Genomic DNA, 17,785 nt, shown 5'->3' with positions numbered 1-17,785 from the left:
GGCGGGAGGACGCTATGACTTTCAACCGGAGGAGAACAACAATGAGCAGGACCACAGCCTTATTCCTTGCAGCCATGCTCGGCTGCACCAGCTTTGCAACGCTGGACGCGCGCGCCGATGACGGCGTCGCCAAGGGCGACACTTCGGCCAAGAAGATCGCCTTCAGCAATTCCTACGCCGGCAATTCCTTCCGCCAGGTGATGATAAAGAGCTTCGAGGAAATGGGCGCCAAGGCCGTGGCCGACAAGCAGGTCGCCGCAACAGCCGTCGTCAGCTCGAACAATTCGGTGACCGAACAGGCCAGCCAGATCGAGAACCTGATCCTGCAGGGCTACGACGCGATCATCGTCCTTGCCGGCTCCGACACCGCACTCAACGGCGCCATCAAGGATGCCTGCAATGCCGGTATCACGGTCGTTGCCTTCGCCAGCGGCGTCACCGAGCCTTGCGCCTATGTCGTCGACTACAACCTTGACTCCTATGCCAAGGCAGAACTGGATTTCATCTCCAGCAAGCTCGGCGACAAACCGGCCAACATCCTCGAGATCCGCGGTATGGCCGGCGACGGTTTCGACAAGCGCCTGCATGAGGGCGTCGAGAAGGCGATGAAGGCGCACGCCAGCTACAAGGCTGTCGGCGAGGTCTATGGCCAGTGGACGGCGACCGTGGCACAAAAGGAAGTGTCGGGCATCCTGCCGTCGCTGCCTCAGGTCGATGCGGTGCTGACGCAGGGCGGCGACGGCTATGGCGCGGCGCAGGCATTCAAGGCCGCCAACCGGCCGCTGCCGATCATCATCATGGGCAACCGCCAGGACGAATTGGCGCTGTGGAAGCAGGAGCATGATGCCGGCGGCTACGAAACTTTCTCGCTGGGCGCCACGCCCAGCGTCTCGCAGGTCGCGTTCTGGGTCGCGCAGCAGATCCTGGCCGGCAAGCAGGTGCCGAAATTCGTCGAGGTGCCGCTCCTGCAGATCAATCAGCCTGACCTCGACGCCTGGCTGAAGACGGTTCCCGCAGGCGGCGTTGTCAATGCCGAATATCCGCAGGAGCTGGTGGCCAAGATCATCGACGCCAACGTAAAGAAAGAACCTCTGCCCGGCGTACCCGCGCCGAAATGAGCAGCATGGCCGAATGATGAACGATCCCACGTCGCCCAAAAAGGACGCAGCAGAGAGAGGCGATGCTGACAGCCCTCTTGTCGAGGTAGGCAATGTCCGCAAGAGCTATGATGCCGTGCATGCCTTGGGCGGCGTGGATTTTCATCTGAACCCCGGCGAGGTCGTTGGCCTGGTCGGTCACAACGGCGCCGGCAAGTCGACGCTGATGAACGTGCTGGCCGGCACCATCGAGCGCAGCAGCGGCAGCTTTCGCGTCGGCGGACGTGAGATCGGTGCCTGGAGTGCGGCCAGTGCCCAGCAGGCCGGTCTGCGCTGTATCTTTCAGGAACTGTCGCTCTGCGCCAATTTGACGTCGGCGGAAAACACCCGCATCGTGCACAGGTCCTTGCGTGGGTTGGGCTGGCGGCGGCGCGCGCGCCAGGTAATCGGTCCGGTGCTGGACGAGATCTTCCCTGGCCACGGAATCGACCTCGACAGGAAGGTCGCCGACCTGCCGATCGGCGAGCGACAGATGGTCGAGATCGCTCGCGCCTTCACGCAGACCAGCATCAAATTGCGCGCCGTCATTCTCGATGAGCCAACCTCGGCGCTCGGCCATGAGGCGACGGAGCAACTGCTCACCCACATTCGTCGTGCCGCCGGACGTGGTATCGCCTGCATCCTGATCACCCATCGACTGAACGAGATCCTCGCCGTCTGCGACCGCACCGTCGTCATGGTCGACGGCAAGGTCGTCGCCGAGCGGGCGACCGCCGGCCTGTCGCGCGCCGCGCTTGTCGAATTGATGGGCAGCATCGAGCGGCCCCGCGATCGCTCCGCAGGCAAGGCGTCGTCGGTGCAAGCTCCGGTTATCCGGCATGCCGGCCGCGACACCGCTGATCTGACCATCGAAGTCGGCAAGGGCGAGATCATCGGTTTCGCCGGGCTCGACGGCCACGGCCAGCGCGAGCGGCTGCGCGCGATGTTCTATGCCGCGCGCCGGCAGCGCGAGGCCTTGCCGGGTGCCTATGTTGCCGGCGACCGCGGCTCTGAAGGCGTGTTCTCACTGTGGTCTATCGCCGACAATCTGACCATCCGCAGCCTGAATGCGCTGACGCGGGGCGGCATGATTTCAGGCGCCGCCGCTCGCAAGCTGGCCGAGACCTGGTCGGAGCGGCTCAAGGTAAAGGCGCCTTCGATCGACACGCCGATCATGTCGCTGTCCGGCGGCAACCAGCAGAAGGTGCTGTTCGCTCGTGCGCTGGCGTCGGACGCCGAGGTGATCTTCCTCGACGATCCGATGCGCGGCGTCGATGTCGGCACCAAGCAGGAGGTCTACCGGCTGATCCGCGCGGAGGCCGAGAACGGACGCGCCTTCGTCTGGTACACAACCGAACTCGAAGAGCTGACCAATTGCGAGCGCATCTATGTCTTCCGCGAGGGCCGCGCCGTGACCAGGCTGGAAGATGAGGCCATCGAGACCGGCCGTATCCTGCAGGCGTCGTTCGGAGGCGAGCATGTCTGACGCCGTAGCCCGTCCTCCCGCCCGATCGTCCTCCAAGGCGCGCCCGGCCTTGCTCAATGCGCTGCAGGTCGGCCTGCCGGCGATCGCGCTGCTGGTTATGCTGGCCATCATCTTCAGCATCCGCCCGGCGGCGATGAGCTATTTCGGCTTCCATCTGCTGTTCAAGCTCTCGGTGCCGCTGGTCTTTGCCGCGCTGGCGCAGATGATGGTGATCATGCTGGGCGACATCGACCTGTCGAACGGCGCCTTTGTCGGGCTGATCACCTGCGTCACGGCGCTCTATCTCGGGGACGCGCCGGCAATCGCGGCGCTGTGCTACATCGTCCTGATCGCCGCCTATGCCGGTTTCGGCCTGCTTATTCATGCCCGGCAATTGCCCTCGATCATCGTGACGCTGGGCATGTCCTTCATCTGGCTCGGCATCGCCGTCATCCTGTTGCCGGCACCGGGTGGCTCGGCACCTGCATGGCTTGCCGCCTTCATGAGCTGGCAGCCGCCTTTGCTGCCGCTGTCGATCTGGCTGGCGGCACTGGCGGCACTCGCCGGCCATCTCGTCATCTCACGCTCCTCCTACGGGGTGGTGCTGCGCGGCGCAGGCGGCAATCCGCGCGCCGTCGAGCGCGCCGGCTGGTCCGTTATCGGCATCCGGGTCGCGGTCTATGCGGTCGCCGGCCTGCTCGCCTGTCTGGCCGGGCTGACGCTGACCGGCCTCACCACATCGGGCGACGCCAATGTCGCGCCGGCCTATACGCTGCTCGGCGTCGGCGCGGTGATCCTCGGCGGCGGCGCTTTCACCGGTGGCGTCGTCTCGCCGGTCGGCACGGTGATCGGCGCTCTGACGCTGTCGCTCGCGGGCTCGCTTCTGTCTTTCCTGCAGGTGCCGCCGACATGGCAGATCGGCGCCCAGGGCGTCATCCTGTTTCTCGTGCTGGCCGGGCGCGTGCTTTTGTCGGAGCGGACGCGATGACCCGAAGATTGAGCCTCGCCCCGTGGACCTACGGCTTCATCGTGGCGCTCGCAATGTGGCTGGCGACGACAGCCTATTCGGGCATCGGCAGTGCCGGCGCCACGCTGTCGGGCGCGCTCGCCTTCGGTGCCTTCAGCGTGGTGGTGGGAACCGGGCAGATGTTCGTGGTCGCCTCCGGGCCGGGCAATATCGACCTGTCCGTGCCATCCGTGCTGACGCTGGCCGCCTATGTGTCGATGACGGTCATGCAAGGGTCCGACGGCATGCTGCTGCCTGGCCTGCTTGCAGCACTTGCCGTCGGCGCTGTCGCGGGTGCCGCGAACTTCCTTGCCATCGTCGCGCTCAGGCTGCCGCCGATCATCGCGACGCTCGCCTGGAGCTTCGTCTTTCAGTCGCTTGCCTTCAATTTCGGCGGCCAGGCGACGCTGAAGCCGCCGGCAGGCCTTTCCCGGTTCACCTCGATGAGCCTTGGCGGTGTGCAATTCATGCCGATCGCGGTGATGCTGCTGACGCTGGCCGCCATGATCGCTCTCAAACGCACGGTCTGGGGCCGGCAAGTGCTGGCCACCGGCCAGAGCGAACCGGCGGCACGGCTTGCCGGCATCAACGTCGCACGGGTGCGGTTGATTGCCTATATGCTGTGCGGCACGGCGGCGGCGCTCGCCGGCTTCCTGCTTGCCGGCTTCAGTGGCGGGGCAGCACTCAACATGGGTGACGCCTATCTGATGGAATCGATCGCCGTGGTGGTGCTTGGCGGCACCAGCGTCGCTGGTGGGCAGGCCAACGCGGTCGGCATATGGGGGGCTGCGTTGTTCTTCAACCTGATGTCCACCATGCTCAACACCTTTGGCATCCAGGCAGGCGTGCGCTTCCTTTTGACCGGCGTGCTGATCATCCTGATCGTCGCTCTCGTGCCGAGGCCTCGCGTCAGATGACATCCGCCACTGACACGCTCGCCAAGCTGTTCGAAACAGAGGCGGTTTCCTTCGTCGATCTGACGCATCCGATGAAGCCCGGCATGCCGGTGTGGCCGACGCACCCGCATTACTGCCAGGAGATGGTGGAATCCTATGACCGCGGCGACGTCGCCTGCAACCATGCGTTGGCTATGAGCGAGCACACCGGCACGCATTTCGACGCGCCGGTCCATTTCATCCGCGGCGGTGCTGCCATCTCCGGCATTCCGGTCGAGCGTTTCTTCGGCCGCATGGTGACGATCGATGCGCGTGGCTGTCGTCCCCGGCAGGCGGTCGAGCCGGATGCTATCTTCGCTTTCGAGGCCGAACAGGGCCGCGTACGGCAGGGCGACGCCGTGTTCTTCCATTTCGGCTGGGACCGGTTCTGGGACGATCCGGCCACGTTTCTCGCCGACTGGCCCGGCCTGTCGCGGCAGGCAAGCGAATTGCTGGTCGAGCGCGGTGCGCGCATCGTCGGCTCGGACTGCCTGTCGATCGATTGTTTCGGCAGCGAGGATTTCCCGGCGCACAATACGTTGCTTTCAGCCGGCATCCTGATCGGCGAGAATTTCGCACGGCTTGGTGACTTGCCGCCTTGGTGCTTCCTGATCAGCTTGCCGCTGGCGATCGAAGGCGGTACCGGATCACCGCTGCGCGCCGTCGCGCTGGTCGAGGGCTAATTCCGGCTTACGAGAAGTCCAGCTGAACCTTGAGCGTTCGCTCCGGTTCCTTCTCGATCAAGTCGAAGGCTGCGCGTGCATCGGCCGCCGCGAACACCTGCGTGATCATGCCTTGCGGATCGAGCCGCTTGTCGGCCAGCCATTCGACGACGCGCGGCAACAGCCGGCGGTTCAGGCGCGAGCCGACGATGGTCAGTTCCTTGCGCACCACTTCCTGCTGGCTGAGGTTGGATGGGGCGTCCGAAAAGCCGAGCAGGCCGATGCGGCCCGCCGGGCTGGCCAGCCGGCAAGCCTCGTCGAGAAGTGCGGGAATGCCGGCGCCGTCAATGACCAGCGTCGGGCCAAGACCGTCATTTTCACCGCGCACCGCGGCCGGCACGGGATCGCGCACGGAGTGGATCACCCTGTCGGCACCGAAGCTGAGCGCTCGCTCCAGGCGGGCTTCGTCGATATCGGCAACGATGCACCGTGCGCCCTTGAGCTTGGCGACCTGCAGGACAGTGACGCCGACCGTGCCGGCGCCATAGATCAGCGCTGTGTCCTCGGGTCCGCAACCGGTACGATCGAGCACATTGGCGGCGATGGAAAACGGCTCGGCCAGTGCCGCCAGCCCAAACGGCATATCCCTTGGAACCGGTATGACATTTGCCGCCGGCACCGCGACGAAGGCGCGAAAACCGCCGTCGCGGTGAACGCCCATCACTTCGAGGTTGGCGCAGACATTGGAGCGGCCGACCCGGCAGGGATAGCAGTGGCCGCACGACACCACGGGATCGACCACCACACGGTCTCCCGTCGCAATGCCGGTCACATTGCGTCCGAGCGCTGTTACGGTGCCGGCGAATTCATGGCCGATGATACGTGGATAGACGGCGAACGGATTGGAGCCATGCAGGATGTGAATGTCGGAGCCGCAGATGCCGGCACGGCTGACATGAACGACGACTTCGCCTGCCCCGGGCTGGGGTATCGTGCCCTGCCGGACTTCCAGCGACTGCGGCGCGCGAACGAGAACTTCAAGCATGGCCTCACCACTTGTATACTAGTCGACAAGTGGCTCAATCTCGCTGCTTCGTCAAGCGCTCATGGCGGCTGTTAGACAGCCTCTTACCCGACACGTTGCGACACGAAATCGGAACTGGCGTTCACTGAAACGCAAATGCCCTGGCGTCCGCAGTTTGGACGCTCAATGCGCTGTCTTGCCGGTCTCCTCTCGAAGGGGGGCAGTCAAAATTTGTTGACTTCCATCAAGGAGGAAATGACTACCGCTTGCCTATCCGTCGGACCATAAGACAGGCTGTGCGATCGGGGCCTCGGCCGGCTTGCCGCACGGAAGGCGACCTTGCCTTTGAACGCGGACGCGCCATCTGGAATGGGGCAGCCGCCTGCATGACGGAATGGCAACAGCATTGGAACAGCCTCAATTTGCCACCGAGCGCGACCCGAGGCTGAGACTGATTATTCCAATCATCGTCGCCATCGCCTTTCTGATGGAGCAGCTCGATTCCACCATCATCACCACCGCGATCCCCGCCATCGCGCGCAGCCTCGACACGACGCCGGTCAGGCTGAACCTGGCGATCACCACCTACATCCTGACGCTGGCCGTATTCATTCCCGTCAGCGGCTGGTTCGCCGACAGGTTCGGCGCACGAAAAGTGTTTGCGCTGGCACTTTTCACCTTCACCCTCGGCTCGGCGCTGTGCGGCATGGCCAACAGTTTCGGCATGCTTTTGGCGATGCGCGCCCTGCAGGGGCTGGGCGGCGCCATGATGACGCCGGTCGGGCGGCTGATCCTGCTGCGCAGCTTTCCGCGCAGCGGGTTGATCACCGCCATGACCTACATGACCTTGCCCGCCATCATGGGGCCTGTGATCGGGCCGCTGCTCGGCGGCCTGTTGACCACCTATGCATCGTGGCGCTGGATATTCTATGTCAACGTGCCTTTCGGTTGTCTCGGCATTCTGGCGGCGCTGCGCTTCGTCGACGATTTCCGCGAGGAAGCGATGCAACGCTTCGACTTCGCCGGGTTCCTGATGGTCGGATGCGGAGTCGCGCTGCTGCAGTTCGGACTGGAAAGCATCGGTAGGCCGATCATCTCCGTTTCGGCGACAGCGTTGGTGTTGGCCGCGGCGATCCTGCTGCTGCTCGCCTTCGGGCGCTATGCGCGCCGCGTCGTTGCACCGGCAGTCGATCTGACACTGTTTCGATTTCGCTCGTTCTGGGCCGGTACGCTCGCAGGCGGCCTGTGCCGCGTTGGCCTCAATGGCGTGCCTTTCCTGTTGCCGCTGATGCTGCAGGTCGGCTTTGGCATGAGCCCGGTCACCTCGGGCTCGCTGACATTCGTCGGCAGCTTCGGCGCCTTGCTCATTCGGCCGCTGCTGTCGCCGCTGTTGCGGCGCTTTGGCTTCAATGTCGTGCTCATCGGCAGCGCGGTGGTCGGCTCCGCCGCTGTCGGGGGCTTCGCCTTGATCGAAGCCGATACGCCGCACTGGATGATCGGCCTTTACGTCTTTGTCTTCGGGGTCATCCGGTCGGCGCAGTTCATGACCTCCAACACGCTGTCCTATGCCGACCTGCCGGACGACAAGCTCAGCCGCGCCACCAGTCTCGGCGGCGTCCTGCAGCAACTCAGCGTTTCCCTGGGCGTTTCGATCGCCGCCATGGTGCTGGGCCTTGTCGCAGGAGAAACCCACATCGTGACAGCGGAACGCTTCCACCAGGTGTTCCTGCTGACCGCGGTCATCCCGCTGCTGTCCGTCCCCGGCTTCCTGTACCTGCGTGCCGAGGACGGCGTGCAGGTCAGCGGCCATGTTCGACCGGAAAAATCTCTCAAATGAAGCAGAATGTGTGCGTATACGGGCATACATATATCCACATGGGGAGTCTTCAATTAGGCTGGCACCATGTGAGCGGGAGCTTCGATTGCAAAGATTTGCGGAAAGCGTGATGCAGGGGCCGCGAACCGTGGCCGAACAGGTCGCCAATGTCCTGCGCGAAGCGATTGCCAGTGGGACCATCAAGGCGGGCACTTCGCTGCGCCAGGATGAATTGGCCGAGCAGTTTGGCTTCAGCCGCATGCCAATCCGTGACGCCCTTCGCCAATTGGAAGCCGAAGGCGTTGTTTCCATCCATCCGACAAAAGGCGCGCAGGTCGCCCGGATGGACGGCGCCGAGATCGGTGAAATCTACGCACTGCGCGAACTGCTTGAATGCGAGGCGGTGCGGCTTTCGCTTCCCAACCTCGCCGGCGCGAAGCTCGACGAGGCGGAACAGGTGCTCGACCAGATCGACGCGGAGCGCAATGTCGGCCGATGGGGTGCGCTGAACCGTGCCTTTCATCTGGCTCTCTACGACGCCTGCGGTAACCGTCGATTGCTCGGCCTGATCGAGGCGCACCACAATGCCGCAGATCGCTACGTCCGCATCCTCCTGTCGAACCTGGATTATCGCAGCCGCTCGCAGACGGAGCACCGCGACCTGCTGGCCGCCTGCAGGGCGCGCAAGGAGGACAAGGCCATAAGCATTCTGAGGCAGCATCTTCGCGAGGGAAGCGAGACGCTGGTCAGCGCGATCAGGGAAGATGGCCTGTCGCGAAAATCCTGACGGCGTGGCTTGAGCTCCGGTTGCCTCTGCGCGCGATCACTGCCACATGTTGCAACATCGATACTCGATCCAGGATCATCATGTCCCCCGACAGCAGCCTGCCGGCGCGCGCCCTTGCTCCACGTCGCCACGAAGAGATCCTGCGGCGGCTGGGCGCTCACGGGTCTGTCAGTGTCGCCGAGCTGGCCGGGTTCTTCGATGTCTCACGCGAAACCATCCGCCGCGACCTGAAACTGCTGTCGGATAAGGGGCAGCTCGGCATCGTCCATGGCGGCGCTGCCCGTTTCGAGCCGAGCGAACCGGCAATGAGCCTGCGCAGCCAGGAGAATGCCCGGGGCAAGGCTGCGATCGGCAGGATAGCTGCCGGTCTTGTGAAGGACGGCATGGTGGTGTTCCTCGATTCCGGCACCACCACATTGGCCGTCGCACAAGCCATGACCGACCTGCGCGATCTCACCATCTGCACGGCGAGCCTGAAGATTGCGCTTCTGCTGTGCCACGTCTCAGGCATGCGCGTACATATGCTGGGTGGCGAAGTCGATCCCGGCGAAGAAGCAGCCTCCGGCATCGACATGCTGGAAGCCATGTCGCGCTTTCGCGTCGACGTCGCCTTCCTTGGCGGGGGCGCTCTGTCGCCCGACGGCGAGGTCACCGATTTCACCCGCGCCGGCGCCGAACAGCGCAGCCGCATGATCGCGCTTGCCGCCAAAACCTACTTCGTTCTCGACAGCAGCAAGTTCGCAAAGCTGACGCCGCTCAGGATCCCGAATTTTCAACGCGCCGCCGGCGTGATCGTCGATGCGAAGCCGCAGGCCGACATCGCCGAAGCGCTTGCGCGCAAGGGGCCTGAGCTGATGGTTGCATCTTGATGTGATATTTTGTGGCATTTTGTGTTGATATTTGGAATTCGACTGCTATGATCCGGCTCGTGTCAAAACGGCAGGATCTCCCATGACAAACCAATTCCCCACGCAGGCGCGCGTCGTCATTGTCGGCGGCGGCATCATCGGCTGCTCGGTCGCATATCATCTGACGAAGCTCGGCTGGACCGATGTCGTGCTGCTCGAGCAGGGGCAACTCAGCGGCGGCACCACCTGGCACGCCGCAGGGCTTGTCGGCCAGTTGCGCAGTCATTCCAACATGACCAGCCTGATCAAATACTCCACGCAGCTCTATGGCGAGCTGGAAGCCGAGACCGGGCTTGCCACCGGCTGGAAGAATTGCGGCTCGCTGTCGGTGGCGCGCACCGCCGACCGCATGACGGTGCTGAAGCGCACGGCCGCATCGGCACGCGCCCAGGGCGTCGACATCGATGTGATTTCGCCCAAGGAGGCGGCTGATCTCTGGCCGGTCATGGCGACCGACGATCTGGTCGGCGCCGTCTGGCTGCCGGGCGACGGCAAGGCCAATCCGACCGACCTTACGCAATCTCTGGCCAAGGGCGCGCGCAATGGCGGCGCGAAAATTATCGAGCGGGTCAGGGTCACCGGTATCAGCCAGAGGAATGGTGTCGCCTGCGGTGTCGAGACGGATCGCGGCAACATTGCCGCCGAGATCGTCGTCAATTGCGCCGGCCAGTGGGCGCGCAAGGTCGGGCTGATGTGCGGTGTCTCGGTGCCGCTGCATTCGGCCGAGCACATGTACATCGTTACCGGCAGGATCGAGGGCGTGCACCCGGACCTGCCCGTGATGCGCGACCCCGACGGTTTCATCTATTTCAAGGAAGAGGTCGGCGGCCTGGTCATGGGCGGCTTTGAGCCGCACGCCAAGCCGTGGGGCATGAATGGCATTCCCGAAAATTTCGAGTTCGCGCTGTTGCCGGACGATTGGGATCAGTTCGAAATCCTGATGGAAAACGCGCTGGTCCGCGTGCCGCAATTGGCCGAGGCCGAGGTCAAGAAATTCTACAACGGTCCCGAGAGCTTCACGCCGGACAACAATTTTCTCCTTGGCGAGGCGCCGGAGTTGAAGAATTTCTATGTCGGCGCCGGCTTCAATTCGATGGGCATCGCCAGCGCCGGCGGTGCGGGTAGGGCGCTGGCGGAATGGATCGTCAACGCCGCGCCGACCATGGATCTATGGCCGGTCGATATCAGGCGTTTCGCCCCCTTCAACAACAATCCGCGCTGGCTGCATGACCGTGTCAAGGAAACGCTCGGCCTGCACTACGCCATGCCGTGGCCGAACCGCGAACTGGATACCGCACGGCCGTTCCGCCGGTCGCCGCTCTACGACCGGCTCGCCGCCAGGGGCGCCTGCTTCGGTTCCAAAATGGGCTGGGAGCGCGCCAACTGGTTCGCGGCACCGGGAGAAAAAGCCGAAAACGACTATGCCTTCGGCCGTCAGAACTGGCACGAGGCGGTCAAGCGCGAGATGAAGGCGACACGCGAAGCCGTCGCCGTCTTCGACCAGACCTCTTTCGCCAAGCTCCTCGTGCAAGGCCACGATGCCTGCGCCGCGCTCAACTGGATCTGCGCCGGAAATATCGACGTACCGGTCGGTACATCTGTTTATACGGGCGTGCTCAATGCACGTGGCGGCTATGAAAGCGATTTCACCGTGATGCGGCTTGGCGTGGAGAAATTCCTTATCGTCACCGGTTCGGCGCAAGCCATCCACGATGCCGACTGGATCGTCAAAAACATCCCGTCCGACGCGCATGCAATCTTGACCGATGTCACCTCGTCCTACGCGGTACTGGCATTGATGGGGCCGCGCTCGCGCGATCTGCTGGGCAAACTCTCCTCGGCCGATCTCTCCAACGCCGGCTTTCCCTTCGCCACCATCCGCGAGATCGATATCGGCTATGCCACCGCCTATGCCAACCGCATGACCTATGTCGGCGAACTGGGCTGGGAACTGATCGTGCCGACCGAATTCGCCGTCGGTGTCTATGAGGCACTGCATGAGGCTGGCAGCGAGTTTGGCCTGATCGATGCCGGTTACTACGCGCTCGACGCCTTGCGTATCGAAAAGGGTTTTCGCGCCTGGGGTCGTGAACTGACGCCAGATATCAGCCCTTGGCAGGCTGGGCTTGGCTTTGCTGTGGCGATGGACAAGCCGGGTGGCTTTATCGGCCGCGACGCGCTGGTTGAGACGAAGCCATCAGCACCGGCAAGACGCGTCGTGCTGTGCACGCTCGATGATGCCGAGCCGATGCTGGGGGGCGGCGAACTGATCCTGCGCGACGGCAAGCCGGTCGGCGAAGTCCGCTCGGCCGCCTACGGCCACACGCTTGGCCGCTCGGTGGCGCTCGGGCTGATCGAGAACGAGGCGGGCGTCGATGCTGCGTTTCTCACCGGTGGTCGTTTCGAGATCGACCTTGCCGGCGTTCGCCATGCCGCGACAGCACATCTGCGCAGCCCCTACGATCCGAAGTCGGAGCGGGTGAAGGCTGATGTGGTGGAGGTTCGCGCTGCCGCCTAATCCGCCGACATGGACCTTGCCATATCCAGGAACGCCCGCACCAGTTTGCCGCCGCTGCGTTCACGCAGGCAGATCAGCGCTTCGTCCATCAGGGTCTCGGGAGCATCGATGCTGATCGGCACCAGCCGCGAATCCTGGCCGAATTCGGCCGCCGAGACAAAGCCGATGCCGGCGCCCGATGCGACGATCTCGCGGACCGCTTCGCGGCCCTCGGCTTCGATCGCCGGCCTGAGTTCGATTTTCGAGACGGCTGCGAGATCTTCGAGTTTCTGACGCGTCTTCGAACCGCGCTCGCGCATGACCAGCGATTCCTGCGCGAGTTGCTTGAGGGTGAGCGACTTTTTCGCGGCCAGCGGGTGGTCGACGGATGCAAACGCGATGATCGGCGTCGAGTTGAGTTTCAGCACCTCGAAATCGCGCCCTGTCGGCACCTCGCCCAGCACGCCGATGTCGGCATCGTAGCTGTAGAGGCTGCTGATCACCGTCTCGGTGTTGCCGGCGCGCACCGAAACCTGGACGCCGGGGTAGCGAGCCCGGAAGCTGCCGAGAATGTGAAGCAGATGATGTGCAGCATCGGCGACGATGCGCAGCGTGCCGGAACGCAGGGCGCGGGACTCCGTCAGGAGTTCGAGCGCCTGTTGCTCGGTATCGAACATGCGGTGGGTTATTTCGAGCAATTTCTGGCCCGAATGCGTCAGCGTGACCTGCTTCTTGTTCCGATTGAACAGCAGCACATCATACTCTTCCTCGAGCTTGCGCACCTGGTCCGAGATCGCCGGCTGGGTCAGGAAGAGCGCCTCGGCGGCGCGAGAAAAGCCACCGCAGATGGCCACCTGGTGAAAGGCTCGCAACTGGACGTAGCGCATCTCCCGTGCCTCCGACACTCCTGAAATCGCCGGCATCTTATCATAAGGATTGCTTAGGAAAAGATCGAAAGGAACGATTTGACTTATGTTTTGCCGACCCTCAGCCTGAGCATGGGTCGACATCCCTGCCGGCCGTTGGCACCGGAGGCGTCGCCATGCAATTTTCCATCATCCTGCTGCATCTGGCGGGTGCGGTCATGCTGCTGCTCTGGGCCGTGCATATGGTGCGTACGGGTGTCGAGCGGGCCTGCGGCCCCGCTTTGCGTGATGCCCTGAGGCAAGCCCGGGGTGCACGGATCAGGTCGGCGGGCGTCGGCACCGTGCTTGCCGTGCTGCTGCAAAGCTCGACCGCAGTCGCGATCCTGGCGGCCGGGTTTGCCGCCAGCGGCATGGTTTCGGTGTCATCAGGGCTGGCGATCCTGCTGGGCGCCGATCTCGGTTCCGCCCTGGTCGTGCAGGTGCTGTCGTTCGATCTCAGCTGGCTGGTGCCGGCGCTGATCCTGGTCGGCGGCGCGATGGTCCTGAAGTTCGAGGTGGCTGGCATCAGGCAGAGCGGGCGAATCCTGATGGGGGTCGCCTTCGTCCTGTTGTCGCTGCATATGATCGGCGAGGCGACCGCTCCGATGCGGCAGAGCAATTTGCTGCCACTGGTGATTTCCTATCTGCGCACGGACTATTTCACCGCCTTTGCCGCAGCTGCCCTGTTCACATGGCTGATCCACTCCAGCGTCGCGGCGATCCTGCTGTTCGTCACGCTTGCCGCGCAAGGCGTCTTGCCGGTCGAGGTCGGCCTGCTCTTCATCCTCGGCGCCAATTGCGGTGGTGCGCTGATTGCGGTGTGGCTGACACGCGGCGATGCCGTCGAGGCGCGCCGTGTCCCGCTTGGCAATCTGATCTTTCGCGGCACGACGGCGCTCGCCGCCTTGTTTGCGCTTCAGGCCGTGACCTTCCCGGCGCATCTGTTCGGCGCAACCGAAGGCCGCCAACTGGTCAACCTGCACCTTGCCTTCAATATGGTGCTGGTCATCTGCTGCTTGCCGTTCACCGGCACGATGGAAAAGCTCGCCACCTTGCTGATCCCCGACAGGCCAGCGGCAAAGGCAGGGGAGGCTGGGGACCTGATGTCACGCCGCACCAGCGCGCTCGACCGCACCGTCATGCGCACACCCGGTCTCGCTCTGGCCAGTGCGACCCGCGAGTTGCTGCGCGTGGGCGAAGTCGTCGAGGTGATGCTGCGCCCGGTGATGGATTTCTTCGACGCCGGCACCGCCGACCAGATACGCCAAGCCCAAAAACTTGATGAGGAGGTCAACCGCGCCCACACCGAGATCAAGCTCTACATTGCCGAAGTCAATCGCGGCAGCATGAGCGCGGCCGAGGCGCAGCGCGGCATAGAACTCACCGACTTCGCCATCAATCTCGAACGCGCCGGCGATATCGTCGCCAAGAACCTGCTCGTGCTCACCCAGGAGCTGCGTGACAAGAACCTGCGCTTTTCACGCGACGGCTGGAGCGAACTGGCCGGGCTTCACAACCGTGTCATGGCCAACATGCAGCTTGCACTCAATGTGCTGGTGTCGAGCGATCTCGAGTCGGCGCGGCAACTCGTCGTCGAGAAGGAGCGGATGCGCAGACTGGAACGCATGAGCCATGACCGTCACCTCAAGCGCCTGCAATCAGGAATGCCGCAGAGCATCGACACCAGCGACATCCACCTGGAGGCGGTGCGGGCGCTGAAGGAGATCAACTCGCTGATGGCCTCGGTCGCCTATCCCTTGCTGACGCAGAGCGGTGATCTGCTCGAAAGCCGGCTGGCGAGAGGGGCAGCGGAAGCGATGGCTCCGGCGCTCGCCTGACGGGCGACATTCTCCGCTGGCGAGTGGCAATCCTTGCCATCGTTAGAATCGATACATCGATACAAAATAACGATTTTACAAATAGATCATTCAGGCCAAGAATAAGGCCACATCGAACGCAGATCGAGCGGAGGACAACATGCTCGCCGAGACGAAATTTGCCGCGGAGCCGCTGGCCAGTCCGGCGCTGGGCGAGCCGTATCTTCTGACCCCAGGGCCGCTTACCACGGCCTATTCGGTCAAGGAGGCGATGTTGCGCGACTGGGGATCGTGGGACGGCGACTTCCGCGCCATGACATCGGATATGCGTCGCCGCCTGCTGGCGCTGACCGGGGACAGGAACGATGAGTTCGACTGCGTGCCGATGCAAGGCAGCGGTTCCTTCTGCGTTGAAGCGATGCTGGGTTCGTTTGTGCCCAGAGATGGCAAGGTTCTGGTGCTGGCCAACGGCGCCTACGGCCTGCGCGCCGCGCAGACCATGCAGTATCTCGGCCGCGCCTACACGCTGATCGACAAGGGCGACTATCTGCCGCCGCGCGGCGACGAGGTGGCGGCGGCCCTCGCGGCCGACCCTGATATCACCCATGTCATCGCCATCCATTGCGAGACCAGCTCCGGCATCCTCAATCCGGTCGCCGAGATTGCGCAAGCCGTCCATGCCAAGGGTCGCAAGCTGCTGGTCGATTCCATGAGCGCGTTCGGCGCCGTAGCGCTCGACGTCAACGATATCCGCTATGAGGCGATGGTCTCGTCCGCCAACAAGTGCATTGAGGGCGTTCCGGGCTTCGGCTTCATCATCGCCCGCAAGAGCGAGCTGGAGGCTGCCAAAGGCAGGAGCCATTCGCTGTCGCTCGATGTCCACGCCCAGTGGGCGCACCTCAACAAAACCGGCCAGTGGCGCTACACGCCGCCGACGCACGTCGTCGCTGCCTTCCTCGAAGCACTGCGCCAGCACGAGGCCGAAGGCGGCGTCGCCGGCCGTGGCGCTCGCTATACGAGGAACCGCGACGTCATGGTGGCCGGCATGCGCGACCTCGGTTTCGAGACACTGCTCGGGGATCGCTGGCTGTCGCCGATCATCGTCACCTTCTTCAACCCGGCCCATGCCAGTTTCGCCTTCGACCGCTTCTACGATCTGATGAAGGACAAGGGCTTCATCATCTATCCGGGCAAGCTGACCGCCGTCGATAGCTTCCGCGTCGGCTGCATCGGCCAGATGGACGAACATGTCATGCGCCGCGTCGTCGAGGCGGCGGCCTTCTCGCTTCATGAAATGGGCGTCGACACCGCCGCCCCACCCGCCGCGGCACTCGCCGAACGCGCCAAACTCGCCGCCTGAAGCGGCCGATCTCGAGGATATCAGATGAACCAGATGTCTCCCATCAACGTCGCGGTCAACGGCCGCACCTACGCCTGGCCGCGTGTGCCGGCCATCGCCATCTGCCTTGACGGCTGCGAGCCTGCCTATCTCGACGAGGCGATCGAGGCCGGGCTGATGCCGGCTCTGGTCAGGATCAAGCAGAAGGGCACGGTGCGTTTTGCGCACTCGGTCATTCCGAGCTTCACCAATCCCAACAATCTGTCGATCGCCACCGGCCGGCCGCCGTCGGTGCACGGCATCTGTGGCAACTATCTCTATGAGCGCGAGACCGGCAAGGAAGTGATGATGAACGACCCGCGCTTCCTGCGCGCGCCGACCATCTTCCAGGCCTTCTATGATGCCGGCGCCAAGGTCGCCGTGGTCACCGCCAAGGACAAGCTGCGTGCTTTGCTTGGCAAGGGCCTTGCCTTCGATGAAGGCCGCGCGCTGTGCTTCTCGGCGGAAAAATCCGACACCACCACCAGGGCCGAGCACGGCATCGACAATGCCTCGAAACATTTTGGGCTGCCCGTGCCGGAGGTCTATTCGGCCGAACTTTCGGAATTCGTCTTTGCCGCCGGTGTGCAGCTGCTGAAGGAGTTCCGTCCCGACATCATGTACCTGACGACCACAGACTATGTGCAGCACAAATACGCGCCGGGCGTGCCGCAGGCCAACGCCTTCTACGAGATGTTCGACAAATACCTGACCGAGCTTGATGCGCTGGGCGCGGCGATCGTCGTCACCGCCGACCATGGCATGAAGCCCAAGCACAAGGCGGACGGTTCGCCCGACGTCGTCTATGTCCAGGACCTTCTCGACGAGTGGCTGGGCAAGGACGCCGCCCGCGTCATCCTGCCGATCACCGACCCCTATGTCGTGCATCACGGCGCGCTCGGCTCGTTTGCCACCGCCTATCTGCCTGATGGCGCAGATCAGGCCGGCATCATGGCCCGGCTGGCGAAGATCGACGGCATCATGCTGGTCGTCGACAGCCCGACGGCGTGCGAGCGCTTTGAGCTGCCGGCAGATCGCATCGGCGACATCGTGCTGATCTCGACCGAGAACAAGACGATCGGCACCTCAGAACATCGCCATGACCTGGCGGCTCTGAACGAACCGCTACGGTCGCATGGTGGGCTGACCGAGCAGGAGGTGCCGTTCATCGTCAATCGTGTGCTGCCGGAATTGCCTGATGAACCTGTGTTGAGAAACTTCGACGCCTTTTACTACGCCACAATGGCGGCGGCACTGGCGGGCTGAGCGCTAGTGTGGACCCCCCACTCCGCCTCGCTACGCTCGGCACCTCTCCCCCGATCGACGGGGGAGAGGAAGGCGCCAGGGTTAGCCGCGGCTTAGCCGGGAAACGTGGGGGCGCCGACTTCGCCTGATTTCCTCTCCCCCGTCGATCGGGGGAGAGGTGGCCCGGAGGGCCGGAGTGGGGGT

At 63.8% G+C, this 17,785-nt stretch carries 14 protein-coding genes; 12 read left to right on the top strand and 2 right to left on the bottom strand.

The genetic code is table 11. The annotated features are described in order from the left end of the window. Nucleotides 1–41 precede the first annotated feature (41 nt). The 5 genes from AC0L2U_RS20310 to AC0L2U_RS20290 all read left to right on the top strand — a co-directional run bounded on the left by AC0L2U_RS20310 (nucleotide 42) and on the right by AC0L2U_RS20290 (nucleotide 5,225). Nucleotides 42–1,118, top strand: coding sequence for an ABC transporter substrate-binding protein (locus tag AC0L2U_RS20310; RefSeq protein WP_128364341.1), 1,077 nt, complete (start codon nucleotides 42–44; stop codon nucleotides 1,116–1,118). Between the two features lie 13 nt (nucleotides 1,119–1,131). Continuing rightward, entirely contained in the window at nucleotides 1,132–2,622 is a 1,491-nt protein-coding gene (locus AC0L2U_RS20305) for a sugar ABC transporter ATP-binding protein (RefSeq protein ID WP_473602554.1), read from the top strand. 97 nt (nucleotides 2,623–2,719) lie between these two features. Next, a complete protein-coding gene (locus AC0L2U_RS20300) occupies nucleotides 2,720–3,589 on the top strand; it encodes an ABC transporter permease (RefSeq protein ID WP_473563468.1) in 870 nt (289 codons plus the stop codon). Further along, on the top strand, nucleotides 3,586–4,524 hold the full coding sequence (locus AC0L2U_RS20295) for an ABC transporter permease (RefSeq protein WP_128287362.1): 939 nt from the start codon (nucleotides 3,586–3,588) through the stop codon (nucleotides 4,522–4,524). The genes AC0L2U_RS20300 and AC0L2U_RS20295 overlap by 4 nt, the downstream gene beginning before the upstream one ends. After that, nucleotides 4,521–5,225 carry a cyclase family protein gene (locus tag AC0L2U_RS20290; protein ID WP_473602552.1) on the top strand — a complete coding sequence of 235 codons (705 nt, stop codon included), beginning with the start codon at nucleotides 4,521–4,523 and terminating at the stop codon, nucleotides 5,223–5,225. Before AC0L2U_RS20295 ends, AC0L2U_RS20290 begins: the two co-directional genes overlap by 4 nt. A gap of 7 nt (nucleotides 5,226–5,232) precedes the next feature. Here AC0L2U_RS20290 and AC0L2U_RS20285 read toward each other — a convergent pair whose 3' ends face one another. Continuing rightward, nucleotides 5,233–6,249, bottom strand: coding sequence for a Zn-dependent oxidoreductase (locus tag AC0L2U_RS20285; protein ID WP_128364614.1), 1,017 nt, complete (start codon nucleotides 6,247–6,249; stop codon nucleotides 5,233–5,235). Between the two features lie 373 nt (nucleotides 6,250–6,622). Between AC0L2U_RS20285 and AC0L2U_RS20280 the strand changes: the two genes are divergently transcribed. From AC0L2U_RS20280 to AC0L2U_RS20265, 4 genes are all read left to right on the top strand, one after another. After that, nucleotides 6,623–8,065, top strand: a complete 1,443-nt coding sequence (locus AC0L2U_RS20280) for a DHA2 family efflux MFS transporter permease subunit (protein WP_473602551.1) — start codon at nucleotides 6,623–6,625, stop codon at nucleotides 8,063–8,065. Next, the gene (locus AC0L2U_RS20275) at nucleotides 8,037–8,831 is read left to right on the top strand and encodes a GntR family transcriptional regulator (protein WP_473602550.1); all 795 of its coding nucleotides are present in this window, start codon (nucleotides 8,037–8,039) and stop codon (nucleotides 8,829–8,831) included. The genes AC0L2U_RS20280 and AC0L2U_RS20275 overlap by 29 nt, the downstream gene beginning before the upstream one ends. An 80-nt stretch (nucleotides 8,832–8,911) precedes the next feature. After that, the gene (locus tag AC0L2U_RS20270) at nucleotides 8,912–9,700 is read left to right on the top strand and encodes a DeoR/GlpR family DNA-binding transcription regulator (RefSeq protein ID WP_128363511.1); all 789 of its coding nucleotides are present in this window, start codon (nucleotides 8,912–8,914) and stop codon (nucleotides 9,698–9,700) included. 82 nt (nucleotides 9,701–9,782) lie between these two features. Beyond that, complete coding sequence (locus tag AC0L2U_RS20265) at nucleotides 9,783–12,257, top strand: GcvT family protein (protein WP_473602549.1); 2,475 nt, start codon at nucleotides 9,783–9,785, stop codon at nucleotides 12,255–12,257. Here AC0L2U_RS20265 and AC0L2U_RS20260 read toward each other — a convergent pair. Then, nucleotides 12,254–13,123, bottom strand: coding sequence for a LysR substrate-binding domain-containing protein (locus AC0L2U_RS20260; RefSeq protein WP_473602548.1), 870 nt, complete (start codon nucleotides 13,121–13,123; stop codon nucleotides 12,254–12,256). The two genes, AC0L2U_RS20265 and AC0L2U_RS20260, sit on opposite strands and share 4 nt — an antisense overlap. A gap of 155 nt (nucleotides 13,124–13,278) precedes the next feature. On the opposite strand from AC0L2U_RS20260, the gene AC0L2U_RS20255 reads away from it, so the two are divergent. The 3 genes from AC0L2U_RS20255 (at nucleotide 13,279) to phnA (ending at nucleotide 17,602) form a co-directional block, all read left to right on the top strand. Continuing rightward, nucleotides 13,279–14,979, top strand: a complete 1,701-nt coding sequence (locus AC0L2U_RS20255; protein ID WP_127397263.1) for a Na/Pi cotransporter family protein — start codon at nucleotides 13,279–13,281, stop codon at nucleotides 14,977–14,979. Nucleotides 14,980–15,118: 139 nt separating this feature from the next. After that, the gene (locus tag AC0L2U_RS20250; protein ID WP_127408609.1) at nucleotides 15,119–16,318 is read left to right on the top strand and encodes a 2-aminoethylphosphonate--pyruvate transaminase; all 1,200 of its coding nucleotides are present in this window, start codon (nucleotides 15,119–15,121) and stop codon (nucleotides 16,316–16,318) included. 24 nt (nucleotides 16,319–16,342) lie between these two features. Further along, entirely contained in the window at nucleotides 16,343–17,602 is a 1,260-nt protein-coding gene (gene phnA / locus AC0L2U_RS20245; protein ID WP_127266988.1) for a phosphonoacetate hydrolase, read from the top strand. Nucleotides 17,603–17,785: the final 183 nt, after the last annotated feature.

The organism is Mesorhizobium sp. WSM4808 (assembly GCF_055811675.1).
The sequence above is the reverse complement of the archived record's forward strand: the minus strand, read 5'-3'. Positions and strand labels throughout refer to the sequence as shown.